The 15087-nt window shown below is 34.8% G+C and carries 16 protein-coding genes and 1 riboswitch; of the genes, 1 reads left to right on the top strand and 15 read right to left on the bottom strand.

Features of this window, described 5'->3' with window-relative positions; translation table 11 throughout:
• Positions 1–14: 14 nt before the first annotated feature.
• From TMATH_RS03020 to TMATH_RS03005, 4 genes are all read right to left on the bottom strand, one after another.
• Positions 15–473, bottom strand: coding sequence for a hypothetical protein (locus TMATH_RS03020; protein ID WP_013149932.1), 459 nt, complete (start codon positions 471–473; stop codon positions 15–17).
• Positions 474–663: 190 nt separating this feature from the next.
• The gene (locus TMATH_RS03015; RefSeq protein WP_013149931.1) at positions 664–1338 is read right to left on the bottom strand and encodes a redox-sensing transcriptional repressor Rex; all 675 of its coding nucleotides are present in this window, start codon (positions 1336–1338) and stop codon (positions 664–666) included.
• Positions 1339–1439: 101 nt separating this feature from the next.
• Positions 1440–2159 carry an OmpA/MotB family protein gene (locus TMATH_RS03010; RefSeq protein ID WP_013149930.1) on the bottom strand — a complete coding sequence of 240 codons (720 nt, stop codon included), beginning with the start codon at positions 2157–2159 and terminating at the stop codon, positions 1440–1442.
• Positions 2137–2961, bottom strand: a complete 825-nt coding sequence (locus TMATH_RS03005) for a motility protein A (RefSeq protein WP_013149929.1) — start codon at positions 2959–2961, stop codon at positions 2137–2139. The genes TMATH_RS03010 and TMATH_RS03005 overlap by 23 nt, the downstream gene beginning before the upstream one ends.
• Positions 2962–3086: 125 nt before the next feature.
• Here TMATH_RS03005 and TMATH_RS03000 point away from each other — a divergent pair, with 125 nt between their 5' ends.
• Entirely contained in the window at positions 3087–4982 is a 1896-nt protein-coding gene (locus TMATH_RS03000; protein ID WP_013149928.1) for an ABC-F family ATP-binding cassette domain-containing protein, read from the top strand.
• Between the two features lie 8 nt (positions 4983–4990).
• On the opposite strand, the gene TMATH_RS02995 is transcribed toward TMATH_RS03000, so the two are convergent.
• The 11 genes from TMATH_RS02995 to TMATH_RS02950 form a co-directional block, all read right to left on the bottom strand.
• Positions 4991–5941 carry a D-2-hydroxyacid dehydrogenase gene (locus tag TMATH_RS02995; RefSeq protein ID WP_013149927.1) on the bottom strand — a complete coding sequence of 317 codons (951 nt, stop codon included), beginning with the start codon at positions 5939–5941 and terminating at the stop codon, positions 4991–4993.
• 166 nt (positions 5942–6107) lie between these two features.
• Positions 6108–7136, bottom strand: coding sequence for a tRNA (adenosine(37)-N6)-threonylcarbamoyltransferase complex transferase subunit TsaD (gene tsaD, locus TMATH_RS02990; protein ID WP_012994664.1), 1029 nt, complete (start codon positions 7134–7136; stop codon positions 6108–6110).
• A 13-nt stretch (positions 7137–7149) separates the two neighbouring features.
• A complete protein-coding gene (gene rimI, locus TMATH_RS02985; protein WP_012994663.1) occupies positions 7150–7596 on the bottom strand; it encodes a ribosomal protein S18-alanine N-acetyltransferase in 447 nt (148 codons plus the stop codon).
• Positions 7596–8291, bottom strand: coding sequence for a tRNA (adenosine(37)-N6)-threonylcarbamoyltransferase complex dimerization subunit type 1 TsaB (gene tsaB, locus TMATH_RS02980; RefSeq protein WP_013149926.1), 696 nt, complete (start codon positions 8289–8291; stop codon positions 7596–7598). Before tsaB ends, rimI begins: the two co-directional genes overlap by 1 nt.
• The gene (gene tsaE, locus TMATH_RS02975) at positions 8288–8749 is read right to left on the bottom strand and encodes a tRNA (adenosine(37)-N6)-threonylcarbamoyltransferase complex ATPase subunit type 1 TsaE (protein ID WP_013149925.1); all 462 of its coding nucleotides are present in this window, start codon (positions 8747–8749) and stop codon (positions 8288–8290) included. The genes tsaB and tsaE overlap by 4 nt, the downstream gene beginning before the upstream one ends.
• Before the next feature lie 179 nt (positions 8750–8928).
• Complete coding sequence (locus TMATH_RS02970) at positions 8929–9513, bottom strand: ECF transporter S component (RefSeq protein ID WP_013149924.1); 585 nt, start codon at positions 9511–9513, stop codon at positions 8929–8931.
• A gap of 91 nt (positions 9514–9604) precedes the next feature.
• Positions 9605–9723: riboswitch (FMN riboswitch) on the bottom strand.
• Positions 9724–9850: 127 nt separating this feature from the next.
• The gene (arcC, locus tag TMATH_RS02965) at positions 9851–10792 is read right to left on the bottom strand and encodes a carbamate kinase (RefSeq protein WP_013149923.1); all 942 of its coding nucleotides are present in this window, start codon (positions 10790–10792) and stop codon (positions 9851–9853) included.
• Positions 10793–10816: 24 nt separating this feature from the next.
• Positions 10817–11758, bottom strand: a complete 942-nt coding sequence (gene argF, locus TMATH_RS02960) for an ornithine carbamoyltransferase (RefSeq protein WP_012994657.1) — start codon at positions 11756–11758, stop codon at positions 10817–10819.
• A 123-nt stretch (positions 11759–11881) separates the two neighbouring features.
• Entirely contained in the window at positions 11882–11992 is a 111-nt protein-coding gene (locus TMATH_RS11550; protein WP_083761124.1) for a MerR family DNA-binding transcriptional regulator, read from the bottom strand.
• A gap of 256 nt (positions 11993–12248) precedes the next feature.
• Entirely contained in the window at positions 12249–13394 is a 1146-nt protein-coding gene (locus tag TMATH_RS02955) for an MFS transporter (protein ID WP_013149922.1), read from the bottom strand.
• 422 nt (positions 13395–13816) lie between these two features.
• On the bottom strand, positions 13817–14968 hold the full coding sequence (locus tag TMATH_RS02950; protein ID WP_013149921.1) for an amidohydrolase: 1152 nt from the start codon (positions 14966–14968) through the stop codon (positions 13817–13819).
• Between the last annotated feature and the right edge of the window lie 119 nt (positions 14969–15087).

Genomic DNA, 15087 nt, shown 5'->3' with positions numbered 1-15087 from the left:
CCCAATACCTTACTCTACTCTGTAAACAAAGAAAGTTTATACTTGCGTATAACAAAAGAAACCAATATCGCCGTTAATAATTGGGGTAAAAAACACTCAAATCGCAGGACATAGTCCTTCAATAAAAGTACAGGTTCTAAATCAAGCAAAAATTGAATTGCTGTAACATTCAGATATTCTATTATTAAGTAAATGGAGACAGCTAAAATAATGCTCATCATCCCTTTAAAAAAGTCCATAACTTTAAATGTCAAAAACAATATCATTAAGGTACCGATATAAAGTATAACATTTACAATATAACTACTAATCAATGGTCTTATAAAGTATAATATGAATCCGGTTAACAAGCTCATATACAAAATCTTCATTGGCAGAAATTCTGCTCCTGCTAAGCCAAATGCAATACTTATTATAACTGCCGCCTCTGGTACTGAAAATAAAAATACTTCCCAAATCGCCAACTTATCCATTCTTCTCGCCTTTCTACTTTACATAATCTCAAATATAATTGTAATTTTTATTAATTAGAATGTCAATTAAAAATAAAATCTGACAAGAAGAACTATATAGACCTCTTACCAGCTTTCTTTTTAGGCATATTCTTTTTTTCTTCACCTTTTAAAAATATCATAAATTAAAATAGATGGATAGGAAAATTTACTATCCATCTATTTTAGCAGTTTCTCCTTTTAACTTTTTAAAAAGCTCCCCTTCATTTAATCTATATGATACAGTAAATAAGCTATCACTTAAATGTACATTTTCTAAAATTACATCATCCGGTACCTTTAAATCTATAGGCGAAAAATTCCATATCGCTTTGATTCCTGCTTTCACCAGCCTGTCAGCAATATACTGAGCATTGTCTTTTGGAATACACAAAATACCGATATCGATTTTGTTGCGAGCAATAAAATCCTCTACAGTTTCTACGTCCATCACTTCAACATCCCTAATTTTAAGCCCAAACAATCGTGGATTAATGTCAAAAATACCTTTTAAATTAAAACCGGATTTTTCAAAACTGGTATAATTAGCAATCGCTTGCCCAAGATTTCCTGCCCCTATGATAATAGTATTGTAGGTTTTATCAAGGCCTAAAATCTTAGTCAAATTATTATAAAGTTCTTCCACATTATAACCATATCCCTGCTGCCCAAATCCACCAAAATTATTTAAATCCTGCCTAATCTGGGAAGCAGTAACTCCCATTTTTTCACTTAATTCCCTTGAGGAAATACGTTTTACATCATTTTTAAGAAGTTCTTCAAGGTATCTATGATATCTTGGGAGCCTTCTTACTACAGCCATTGATACTATGGTCTTTTTGCCCACTGTCCTCACCTCATTCTACTATGTAATTGAATTATATAATATTGTAAATTTTTTGTCAATAAAATAAAAACATAGTAGAATATGAGGAATTATAAAATTTTTTAATCCGGGCTTTTAGGCTCCCATTTATCATACTCCGCATTCATAATAACAATGTCTACTCTTCTATTAAGTCTTCTATGTTCTTCAGAATCATTTGGAACAACAGGCCTGTATTCCCCATATCCTACTGCCGATATTTTCTTTGGATCAACACCTGCTTCATGTACTAATATTTTTACTACATTGGTCGCTCGTATAACAGATAATTCCCAATTTGAATCAAATTTATTATTATGTATAGGAAGGTCATCAGTAAAACCTTCCACTCTAATATGGTTAGGAAGAGTTTTTAACATATTACCTATTTTTATCAAAACGTCTTTTTCTTCCGGATGTACGTCGGCAGAACCTAAATCAAAAAGAAGAGTATCTTGTAAACTTATTACAAGTCCTCTTTCATCTATATAACTTGTTACCATACCTTGAAGGTTGTTTTCTTTTACAAAACCCTCTAGCTGTTTTTCAATTTCTCCTAAACTGTTTTTGTCTCCACTATTACCTTGAACAAAACTATCCCCCATGTATTGACCTATTACATAATCACTTCCACCAAAAGCTCTGCTCAAAGAAACAGAAAGCTGAGCAAATTTGGCTGCATTAAGAGTACTTATTGAGTATAACACAATAAAAAACACCAAAAGCAAGCTCATCATATCAGAATAAGTAAGAACCCATCTACCGGTATTCAATTTCGATTCATCTTCCTCCCATCTCCTCATTTAACTCTACACCGCCTTTCTGAGACGTATTTTTAAGCTGCGCCTGTGTGATAAATGTCATTAACTTCCTCTCTAATATCCTTGGATTTTCCCCAGCTTGCAGTGAAAGACTTCCTTCTAATATCAACTCTTTTTCTATTCTTTTAATAGAGGCTTTATTTCTTAATTTTTGAGCAATAGGAAGAAAAAATAAGTTTGCTAAAAGCGCACCATATAAGGTAGTTATAAATGCTAAGGAGACAGAAGGTCCTATTTGGCTCGGATCATCTAATTCAAGCAACACTTTAATAAGTCCCACAACTGTTCCTATAAGACCCATTGTAGGAGCATAGCCACCCGCTGCCTCAAAAATGCCCGCTTCTTTTTTAGCTTCCATATCCTCTATGTAGATCTTGTTCTCCATGGTCGTTTTAATAAGTTCCATATCAGATCCATCAACAACTAACTCTAAGCACTCTTTCAATATAGGGTCAAAATTTTTTATCTTTTCAGACTCCATTTCCGATTCAAGGCTTAGAAGCCCTTCACTTCTGGCTTTTTGAGCCAAATAAGCAAAATATTTTATTATCTCCAAATAATTATTACTTTGATTTTTAAAAGCCTTAACCAAAAGCCTCGGAACTTTTTTAATATCATCCATAGAATAAGAAACTATAGTAGCCCCTATAGTACCCCCAATCACTAGGATAGCAGAACCCACATCAATTAAAGAATCAAGAGTACCTCCACCCAGTGTATATCCATACACTATAGCCCCTACTGCCACTACTATGCCTACTACTGTAGCTATATCCAATTCCATCACCTTCCATCTATAAACGCATTCATTAATTTTATATCGACACATATTAAAAAAAAGTTATAGGTTATCTACACTTTACAAAAGAATTTTTTTTGATATATTTAATATGAACAGGAGGTTATATTATGGCAATCATAACGGTAAACAATGTGACAAAAAGTTATGGTATCGATATAATTCTACAAAATATTTCTTTTATAGTCAACGAAAAAGACAAAATAGGAGTAATTGGCAAAAATGGCGCTGGAAAATCCACCCTTTTCAATCTTTTAGCCGGTTTTACTGAACCTGATAGCGGAGCAATTTCAATTTCTGCAAATAAAATAGGATATTTACAACAAAACACTTTGATTGACTCTGAAAAAAGTATATACGAGGAAGTAAAAACAGTTTTTGATGAAATATTCCAATTAGAAAAACAAATTAAATCTCTAGAGGAAAAAATCTCACAAACAAAAGATTCACATCTACTTAATAAACTTTTTTTAGAATATTCGTTTTTAACAGACAAATATATGGAATTAGATGGTTATTCTGTAGAAAGTAAAATAAGAGGTGTACTAAACGGATTAGGTTTTGATGTGTCACAATTCGATACACCTGTATCAAATTTAAGTGGCGGTCAAAAAACCCGGCTTATGCTGGCAAAAACTTTACTTTCTAATCCAGATGTCCTACTATTAGACGAACCCACCAATCACCTAGACATAAGCTCAATAGAATGGCTAGAGCAATATTTAAAATTTTATAGCGGCACAATTTTAATCATATCCCACGATAGATATTTTTTGGACAAAATCGTAAGTAGAATATTTGAGATAGAAAACACTAAGCTATTAGTTTATGAAGGCAACTACACAGAATATTTAAAAAGAAAAACACTAGAAACAAAAGCAAAGTTAAAAGCTTATGAAGAGCAGCAAAAAGAAATAAAAAGAATAAAATCTATTATACAGATTCAAAAAAACCGTAGAACAGAAAAATCGGTAAAAATGGCGAAAAGCAAGCAAAAACTATTGGAAAAGATGGAAATAATAGAAAAGCCAGTGATAAATAATAGATCTTTCAATTTGCGTTTTGACTTCGATTTAGAAAGTGGAAATGATGTATTGACAGTTAAAAATTTGTCTTTAAGTTTTGATAGGCAAGTTTTTTCCAATGTATCTTTTGAAATAAAAAAAGGAGAAAAAATCGCCCTTTTAGGCCCTAATGGCATAGGTAAAAGCTCCCTTTTGAAAATATTAGTTGGAGAAATCGATAATTTTGAAGGAGAAATCAAATTTGGCACAAACATAATAACAGGTTATTACGAGCAAGAATTTAAAAGCTTACATGATGAAAAAACAGTTATCGATGAAATATGGGATGAAAATCCATATCTTACTCAAACAGAAGTAAGGACTTTGTTGGCTTCTTTTCTTTTTAAAGAAGAAGATGTTTTTAAAACTGTTTCTGTACTAAGTGGTGGTGAAAAAGCAAGGCTTTCATTGCTAAAGCTTATCCTCTCAAAAGCAAATTTTCTACTTATGGACGAACCAACTAACCATTTAGATTTAAAAGCAAAAGAAGTGTTAGAAGAAGCTTTGTTAGATTATACTGGAACTTTACTGTTTGTCTCACATGACAGATATTTTATTGACAAAATTGCTACAAAAGTTATGGTTTTGACACCTCAAGGTGTAGAAGTATACTTGGGCAATTACAGTTATTATATAGAAAAGAAAAATCAGCTTAATGAAAAAAAAGAAGAAAAAATACTCAAAAAGACGAAAACCCAGATAAAAAACGAAAGATATAAAGAAAGATTGGCTAAGCTTAAGTTAAAACAGCAAAAAGAATATCTAAAAAACCTTGAAAATTCAATTTATCAAGCTGAAGAAAGAATAAAATATTTGGAAGAAAAAATGTGTGATGTTAAAATCTATAAAACAGGAGAAATTGTAGAAATACAAAAAGAATACAATGCCCTTAAAAGTAAATTAGAACAAATGTATGAAGAATGGGAAAATTTAAGCGGGTAAAACCCGCTTTAGTATCCTTTGTCTAAATTTACAATATTTCTCAAAGTTCTTCCTTCCTTATAGGCATCCAAATTTTCTTTCAATATTTCCATTGCTCTTTGCATGTATAAAGGCGTAACCCCTGCCATGTGAGGAGTGATTATCACATTTTCCATATCCCACAAAGGGCTGTCTTCTCTTAAAGGCTCTTCTTCAAAAACATCTAATGCAGCTCCTTTTATCACTTTATTCTCAAGCGCATTTATTAAAGCTTTTTCATCCACTACTTTTCCTCTCCCAACATTTATAAAGTAACTGGTATTTTTCATCCTGCTAAATACGTTTTCTCCTATCAAGTGGTAAGTGTCTTTAGTCAAAGGAAGTATAGATATCACATAATCGGCAAACGACAATACATCACAGTCTTCAATAGAAGTATACATTTTTTCAACATATAAAGAAGGCTTCCCCGAGCTTCTTATACCGTAGACCTTCATGCCAAATTCTTTTAAAAGTCTTGCAATTTCCTCCCCTATGCTTCCTACTCCTATTATCAAAGCAGTCTTACCTGTAAGTTCTGAAACCCTAACAGACCTATCCCATAATTTTTTCATTTGATTTCTTACAAAAACGTTAAGGGCTCTCTCAAACATAAGCAAATAGCCTATGACTTGTTGTGAAATTTGATATTTGTGGACATCTCTAGAATTAGTAACTAATACCTTCATTTCTTTGAGTTTTTCAAAGGGAAGAGTATCTGCTCCCGCGCTCAAAAGATGAATCCATTTAAGGTTTGAAGCCTTGTCCACAATATTAGGATAAAACTCAAAATCAAAGCTTATGATAATTTCTGTTTCTTTTATATACTTTTCAGCCTCTTCCTCATTTTGAACGTAAAGAACCTCATATTCATCCATTCGTTCCTTAATTTCTTTTATGTAGGTTTCATTTAATTTTGTGAAAAGCAAAATATTCTTCATAATAAAACCCCCTAAGATTTAATAAAAGTTTTATTTATTTTTAATAAACTTTCTTTCTATTTCATTCCAGTAAATACAATGAAATATATTTAAGCACAATATCCACAAAGTTATCCACAGCCACAATAATACAATGCATCTTAAATTTCGACATATTTCCACATTTTCAACAGCAAAATTTTTCCCCAATCTTTAAATAAGGAATGGCATTTAAATCCAACTCAGAAGTTTTCCCCTTTATAAAGTCATAATAGGCTGCAGCAGCAATCATAGCACCATTGTCTGTACAATAAATTTTATCAGGGTAATGGAGCCTTATTCCAATTTTTTTTGCCTCTTCTTCTAATTTTTCCCTCAAAAAACTATTAGCAGCCACCCCTCCTGCTATAGAAATTTTGTTAATATTTTTCTTCTTTGCAGCATCAATTAATTTTTTTACCAACACCTCCACTACATTTCTTTGGAAACTAGCCGCCACATCATAAACATTTATCTCTTCTCTTTTTTGCTTTTGTCTATTTAAATAGTTTAAAACCGCCGTTTTAAGCCCACTAAAACTAAAGTCAAAATTCCCTTCCTCCATAAAAGATTTAGGAAACTCAATCGCTTCCATATTCCCCAGCTTTGCAGCCTTTTCAATAGCAGGCCCTCCAGGATACCCCAACCCTAAAGCTCTTGCTACTTTGTCAAAGGCTTCTCCTGCCGCATCATCCATTGTTTGTCCCATTACTTCGTATTCTCCATAATCTTTTACAAAAACAATGTGACTATGTCCCCCAGAAGCCACAAGGCAAATAAAAGGAGGAGCAAATTCACCTCCTAAGTAATTTGCAGCTATATGACCTTCTATGTGATTTACTCCTATAAAAGGCTTGTTTTTTGCATAAGCTAAAGCTTTACCATAAGACAAACCAACTAAAAGAGCACCTACTAATCCTGGCCCATAGGTAGCAGCAATTACATCTACTTCATCAAGAGTTAGTCTAGCTTTTTCTAACGCCTCTTCCACTACAAAAGATATTACTTCAATATGCTTTCTTGAAGCTATTTCTGGCACTACGCCACCATATTTTTTGTGAACCTCTATTTGAGAATATATTACATTTGACAATACTTCTTTGCCGTTTTTAACAACTCCTGCGGCAGTTTCATCGCAGGAAGATTCTATTCCCAAAATTATTACATCTTTATCCATTATTTCACCACCATCACAAGTCGTATTTCCACATTATAATTGCATCCTCATTATTATCTTGATAATAGCCTTTTCTTCTACCTAATGGTCTAAATCCAAACTTTGCATACAAATGCTGTGCAACAATGTTTGATTCTCTCACCTCTAGTGTCATGGAAATTATTCCATTTTTTTTAGCAAGCTCAATTAGACCCTCCATAATCTTACTTCCAATTCCTTTAGATCTGTATTCAGGATGAACTGCTATATTGGTTATATGACCTTCATCTACAACCACCCAAAATCCTCCATAACCCACAATTTTGTTGTCAACTTCCGCTACTATATACTTAGCACAGCTGTTCTTTGTAACTTCACTTATAAAAGCTTCTTTAGACCAAGGAGTGCTAAAGCTCAACTTTTCAATTTCCAAGACCTCCTCCACATCTTCTTTCCTCATAAGCCTTATAATAACATCCATTAATTAACTCCCCTGTCACCTAAACGAATTTCAGCAGCCGATTTCCTTATATACACCGGCTTAAAATCAAAGAAACTGAACACTTCCCCTTTTTTTATCATCTGAATAGCAATCTCTCCTATAGAAGCTGCCCTCGCTATGTTATCCTTATCCTTTGCAAATAAAGCTTTGTCCCTTATCATCTCTCGTAATTTATCTTTATAGGAATAAACCCCCTCTCCTACGAACAACACCTTGTCAGAGTAACCCTCTACCAATTCGGCAATTTCCTCCAAGGAATATACTTTAGCATCCATTAAAATTTCAAGACTCCCACCTCTTATCAACATTCCATAAACATTTTCATTTAAAGCATCTATGAGAGGGCATATAAGTCCTTCAAATTCACTGACATTATATGCAAGAGCTAGAAGAGAAGATACTCCTACAATAGGGATGTTAAGAGCATGAGCCAAACCCTTTGCGGTGGCAGCACCGATTCTAAGCCCCGTAAAAGAGCCTGGTCCTTCCGAAACAGCTACATGAGTTATTTGATTTATTGGTACTTCACACTTTTTAAGCAGTTCATCTATCATGGGCATTAAAATTACTGAATGCCTGAGATAATTTATAGAGTATTCTCCTATTATCCCCTTTTCATCTACTAATGCAACAGTAGCAGTTTTAGAAGAAGAATCTATTGCCAAAATTTTCATTGACTCATCTCCTTTAAAAGCTCTTCATATCGTTTCCCAAAATCTTTAAATAAAATAACTCTTTCATCTTCTTTTTCTCCTTTTTGAATTATTACTTCTAGCCTTTCTTTCGGAAGTAAAGGTCCTAACCTTTCAGGCCATTCAATTGCGCAAACTCCTTCGTCATAAAAATATTCCTCATAACCTATGTCATAAAGGGCTGTGTAATCATCTAACCTATATAAATCAAAATGATAAAGAGGAATCCTTCCTTTATGTTCATTGACTAAAGTAAAAGTCGGGCTGGTAATTGGCTCATTTATTCCTAACCCCTTCGCAATTCCCTTTGTAAAAACAGTTTTGCCACTTCCTAAATCCCCATACAATAAAATTATATCTCTCCTCTTTAACAGCCTTCCTAATTTTTCTCCTAAAGAAATGGTCTCGTCTCTATTTTTGCAAATATAGGTCTTTTCCATTAAGTCTCACCCCACTTATTATAACTTTATTATATATTATCTTTTAGCAAATTAAAAATAAAAATAACCCCCAGCATGTGCTAGGGATCAGACTGTATGCGACGATGCAAAATATCTCCTTTGAAAATTTTTTAACTTTGTTAACAAACTAATCCCCAGCACCTACCAGGGATTTAAAATTAATGTTTGAAAAAAGGTGATAGCTTCTTATATACCAGGAAGGTAATTACTGACACTACAATTCCTTTTAATATATTAAAAGGAAATATTCCGTATGATATAAGAGTTTTTACATCCACTATATTTTTATTTGCTGCTTTGCCCATATTAATGATGGCATCCATAGGCCAGCCCATGACCCTTTGGTACAAAGGAAGAAAAACATAGTAATTTAAAAGTGAAGCAGTTACAGCCATCACTACTGTAGCAATTGCCATAGATATAAGAGCCGTTTTTCGCGTCTTATTAAATTGATATATAACCCCTGCAGCATAAACAAATATAGAACCTACAGTGAAGTTGGCAATTTCGCCAATAGCTCCCGACTGAGTCACAGTGGCATGGAGTATGTTTTTAATAAGCTCCACCATTACCCCATACAAAGGCCCTATAGCAAAAGATGCAACTAGCGCGGGTACATCACTAAAATCAAGTTTTAAAAATCCAGGAAACAGTGGTACCTGAAATTCTAAATACATAAGTATAAAAGCTGTTGCTGAAAGAAAACCCACCTTTACTATAGTTTGTGTTTTAGTTTTTTCCACAATTCATCCCTCCAATTTCACTTATCAAAAAAATCCTGAAGATAATCTTCAGGATTTTTTGGGATTTATTTCGCAAAAACAGGCACAAAAACAAAATCTTCTCCCCTCCAGACTTTCACTGTCGGCTGTGGAATTTCACCACATCAACCGCCTAAACGGCTCGCGGGCTATACCGCCGGTCGGGAATTTCACCCTGCCCCGAAGATTTATCTTCTTTACTATTCAATTTTAATTTTATTCTCTCACTTTTATCTATCTTTGTCAATAGTTTTAGTAAAAATTTGTACGTGCCAAGGATTAAGAAAGTACATGAGACAGTAAAAATTTTTAACTTGATTTATAAAGTAATAACTGTTCCCGCTTCCCCTTCGATGGCTTCTAAAGCTTTATCTAAAGAAGTAATTATTGCTCGCCTTCCTACTTTTGACTTTGCAAATCTTACTGCTGCTTTAACTTTAGGAAACATACTGCCAGGCGCAAAATGGCCTTCTTCCATGTATTTTATTGCTTCTTCCACTGTCATTTTGTCAAGAAATTTTTGATTTGGCTTGTTGTAATTTATTGCTACCTTTTCAACGGCTGTAAGAATTAGCAAAACATCTGCATCAATATCTTCTGCCAACTTTTCAGAAGCTAAATCTTTGTCTATTACGGCAGCTACCCCTCTTAAATTGCCATTTTCCCTAATTACAGGAATTCCTCCTCCCCCAACCGTTATTACTATCACCCCATTTTTTTCAAGTAACTTTATTGTATTAAGTTCTACTATTTCTTTGGGGTCAGGAGAAGGAACAACTCTTCTATATCCTCTCCCACTGTCTTCTACCATTTCATACCCTTTTTCTTTTATTAAAACTTCAGCTTCCTCTTTTGTATAAAAAGGTCCTATTGGCTTTGTAGGTTTTTTAAAAGCAGGGTCATTTTTATCCACCACAACTTGTGTTATAATAGTTGCTACTTCTTTTTTGATATTTCTCTCTTTCAAAACTTCTCTTAAAGCTTGTTGAATCATATATCCTATCATGCCTTGGCTCTCTGCTCCACACACGTCAAAAGGCATTGCAGGAACAATCTTTGATGCAGTTTCATTTTGTATGACTATATTCCCCACTTGCGGACCATTGCCATGGGTAATCACAACAGAATAACCTTTTTCAATTATGTCCGCCAAATACCCCGCTGTCCTCTTTACTACTTCCATTTGCGCCTCTGCAGTAGGAGGCGTATTTACGTCCTGCAGGGCGTTCCCTCCTAAAGCAACAACAATTTTGTCTTTCATAACGTCCTCCCTTGTAAAGTAATATTAAAGCAGAGTAGCAATCATCACAGCTTTAATTGTATGTTTTCTATTTTCTGCTTGGTCCCATACTCTTGATTGTTTACCTTCTATAACATCAAAAGTAACTTCTTGTCCTTTAACTGCAGGTAAGCAATGCAAAAATATGGTATCTTCTCTTCCTGTCTTTTTCATCATCTCCTCATTAACTTGAAAAGGTCTCAATAAAGCTTCTCTTTCCTCAGCTTTTGCTTCTTCTCCCATCGAAGCCCACACATCAGTGTAAATTGCATCTGCTCCTTCAAGACCCTCTCCTGGCACACTCGTAAGTTCAAAAGTTCCTCCATTTTCAGCTGCCATTTGCCTGATTTCATCTATAAATTCTTGTGAAGGCCACAATTCTTTTGGAGAATTAATCACATAATGCATCCCCATCTTAGCACAGCCTACCGCTAAAGTATTAGCCATGTTATTCCTTCCGTCCCCTACAAATACAAGCTTTCTTCCTGTTAAGCTTCCAAACTCTTCTTCTATTGTCATAAGGTCAGCCAAAACTTGAGTTGGATGATATTCGTCAGTTAAGCCATTGTACACAGGAACACCTGCATATTTTGCTAAAATTTCCACGGTTTCTTGTTTGAAGCCTCTGAACTCTATTGCATCAAACATCCTTCCTAAAACTCTGGCAGTATCCTCTATAGATTCTTTGGCTCCCAACTGAATGTCATCTGTTGATAAAAATACTGGATGTCCTCCTTCTTCACCAAAGGCAGTTTCAAAAGCGCATCTCGTTCTTGTGGACCTCTTTTCAAAAATGAGAGCAATAGTCTTACCTAAAAATCTTTGATGCACAACCCCTGCTTTTCTCTCTGCTTTTACTTGTTTAGCAATGTCTAAAATATATCTTATTTCCTGAGGGGTATAATCTTTTAAAGTTAATAGGCTCCTACCCTTTAAATTAAATGCCATAGTCATCCTCCTTTTAGCAATTTCACTTTATTAATTTTATATTATCTTATCCTTTTAGTCAAAAGGTTTATAATAAAGTCTTCTGTTTTCACTTTAATTGTACCCTTTTCACTTCTTGTAATCCTATAAATCCCTTTCGTTACGATGTAGCCTGGGGATCAGCCCGATACGCTCATAGTAGCGGAGTGTATCCGGTGAAAGGCCAAATTTTTTGCTTACTTCTGCAATTGTCATGCGGTTTCACCTCCGCTGTTCGATATTATATAACACTTGGAGTTAACTCCAAGTCAAGAGTTTTTAAATAGGAGCACTATTCATGGTTTACATAATAACTTGCATTACTGCACATCTCAAGCAACGAGGATAAATTTGAGACCAACTGCACATATCCCATTACGCAATAACAGTCTCTCTAACTATCTTACAAAAGATATAATGGCCAAATCTTCTCAGGAAAATACCTCCTCTATTGAATAAGGAGAAGAGCTGTTTAGCGAAGCCCTTTGCTTTTCAACAAATGTTTCACAAAAAAAACAAACACTAACAAGGAAAATATAACCGAAACAGCACTAATTGTGAATAATATCTGGTAGCTTGCGTATTTTGCAACCCAACCAAATATAATTGAACCTAATCCAATGCCAAGATCAGTAGCAGTTGAAAAGGAGGCACTGGCTACTCCCCGACGATCTGGAGGAACGAGACGTAATATCGTCGCTTGAAGAACTGGTTGTGCAGAACCAAAACCAATACCGTACAGAGTCGCTGAAACAAGCATACCGAACAATCCAGTCGAGACGCTCAGAACAATCAAAGCCAAAATAGAAATCAAAAGAGCAGGTACGACCACAAACATCTCACCATACTGGTCTGAAAGTTTTCCTCCAATGGGACGGCTTAAGAAAAGTGTTGCGGAATAAACCAGAAAAAATAAACCGGAATTGACCTTAAGAAAGTCAGCGAACAGTGGAACAAAAGTGGTAATACTGGCATAGGAGATAAACAGAAGTAAGACCGATACCGCAATAGACAAAACAGATTTCTCAAAAAATTCGATTTTCTTTGCATCCGATTGTGGTTGGAAAGGCATTTTCACACCAAACGATAATAGTAATGCTGTGATAGAAAAAGCTACAGCAAATAGAAACAAAGTATAATATGAGAGGTCCTGTACAATCCAGACACCCAACATTGGACTAATAGCCATAGCCAGGGTCATAGCTGTACCATACCATCCCATACCCTCCCCATAGCGAGCTTTGGGAACTATGTCTGCAATTACTGTACCAATAGCAGTTGTAGAAATAGCCCAACTTACTCCATGCAACATTCTAAGCCATATCAAAGCAGTAATTCCGTTCACCCAATTATACATATACATTGCCAAAGTGAAGAGAAATAGCCCCAGTATAATAAATGATCGCCTACCAAACCTATCCAGAAGTCCCCCGATAACTGGTCGGAAAATAACAGCAGACAACATAAAGATACCCATTGAGAGGCCTACATGGGTTTCATTACCGCCTATGTGTTTTATAAACAGTGGTAGAGTTGGATACAGCATATAAAATGCGGTAAACAGAAAAAATGTTCCCAGGATCATGAAAATAAAAGACCTTGTCCACAAGCGTTCCATGTTTCGTACCTCCTTAGAATAAAATATCACTTTCACAACCAGAGTATACATGCTGGAGTTAGCTCCAAGTCAATATCCCTTTTGAAATTTGGTCCGTGTCAAGTTTTCTTAGGTAAATTTTTTGTGCTAGACCCTTGGCTCCGTTATCTCTTTTAAAACATATGTTATCCAGGGCCTTCCTGCAAATCTCCCTTCCAAAATCGGTAGTAAAACTTCCAGTACTTGACTCATCCTGTCTCCACCTTCTATTGTCCATCTGCAACTATGGCGTTTCATTACTCTAGCTATGTTGTACTGTATTTGCCCCTCAAGGAATAAATAAAAATAAATCATATAATTTCAGAATGCATAAAATTTTTTAAATTACAAAATTTATGAGGCTATTTATTTAGACTCCTCTAAATAAACAGCCTCATGACAACTTAAACTTTATGTACTAATTTCCCATTAATAAATACATATTTCGTCCTTGTCTTTACTTCCAACGGATTTCCATCAAAGACTACAATATCAGCATCTTTTCCCTTTTCAATACTTCCTACTCTATCATCAACTCCTAAAATTTTCGCAGGATTTATAGTAATGGCTTTTAAAGCCTCCATTTCATCCATGCCTTCCTTTACAGCTAAAGCAGCACATAGAGGCAAGTAATTAATAGGTATTACAGGATGGTCCGTCATTATTGCAACTGTAAGTCCCGCTTTTGAAAGAATTCCTGCTGTCTTAAAACTTAGATTTACAAGCTCAATCTTTGACCTTTCAGACAAGGAAGGCCCCACAATAACCTTAACATTTTCTTTCACCAATTCATCAACAATTAAATGACCATCAGTACAATGGTCAATAGTTATATCTACATTAAATTCTTTTGCAATTCTTAAAGCAGTAAAAATATCATCTGCTCTATGAGCATGAGCTTTTATAGGAATTTCTCTCTTTAACACTTTTACCAATGCTTCAAGGCCTAAGTCCCTTTCAGGCTTTTTGTCTTCTTCTGCCTGTTCCATTTTTTCCATATATTCTTGGGCTTTTATAAGCTCTTGCCTTAAAAGAGCCGCAACTGCCATTCTAGTTGAAGGCATTTTATGCTGTTCATGATAAACAGATTTGGGATTTTCTCCAAAAGCAACTTTTACAGCTGCCGGTTCTTTTACTATCATATCATCTATTCTTTTACCATAAGTTTTTATAACTGCAAATTGTCCTCCTATAACATTGGCACTGCCAGGACCTGTCGCAACTGTCGTAACCCCTGCTTGATAAGCCTCCTCAAAGTATTTATCCATTGGATTTATTCCATCAATCGCTCTAAGCTGTGGAGTTACAGGGTCTGTCGCTTCATTCCCATCTGCTCCTTCAAACCCCACAGCATTTTCCCACATTCCAAGATGACAATGAGCATCAATCAAACCCGGCATAACTGTTAAACCTTGTACATTAATAACTTCTGCATCTAAAGGAGCAATTAAATTTTCTCCAACATCAGCAATTTTTCCATTATCAATGAGTACATCTCCTTTTTCATAGATTTTTCCTGCCATAGTCAAGACTTTTCCACCTTTTAATAAATACATATAATTCCCCCCTGAGTTCGTTATATATTAAACATTATAGCATAAAGACACAATTTCATGAAATCACTACCCTTTGTAAAATAATTCCACTAAACTTTTCTGTCCAGACATGTCAAAAT

The organism is Thermoanaerobacter mathranii subsp. mathranii str. A3 (assembly GCF_000092965.1).
Lineage (GTDB): Bacteria > Bacillota > Thermoanaerobacteria > Thermoanaerobacterales > Thermoanaerobacteraceae > Thermoanaerobacter > Thermoanaerobacter thermocopriae.
The sequence above is the reverse complement of the archived record's forward strand: the minus strand, read 5'-3'. Positions and strand labels throughout refer to the sequence as shown.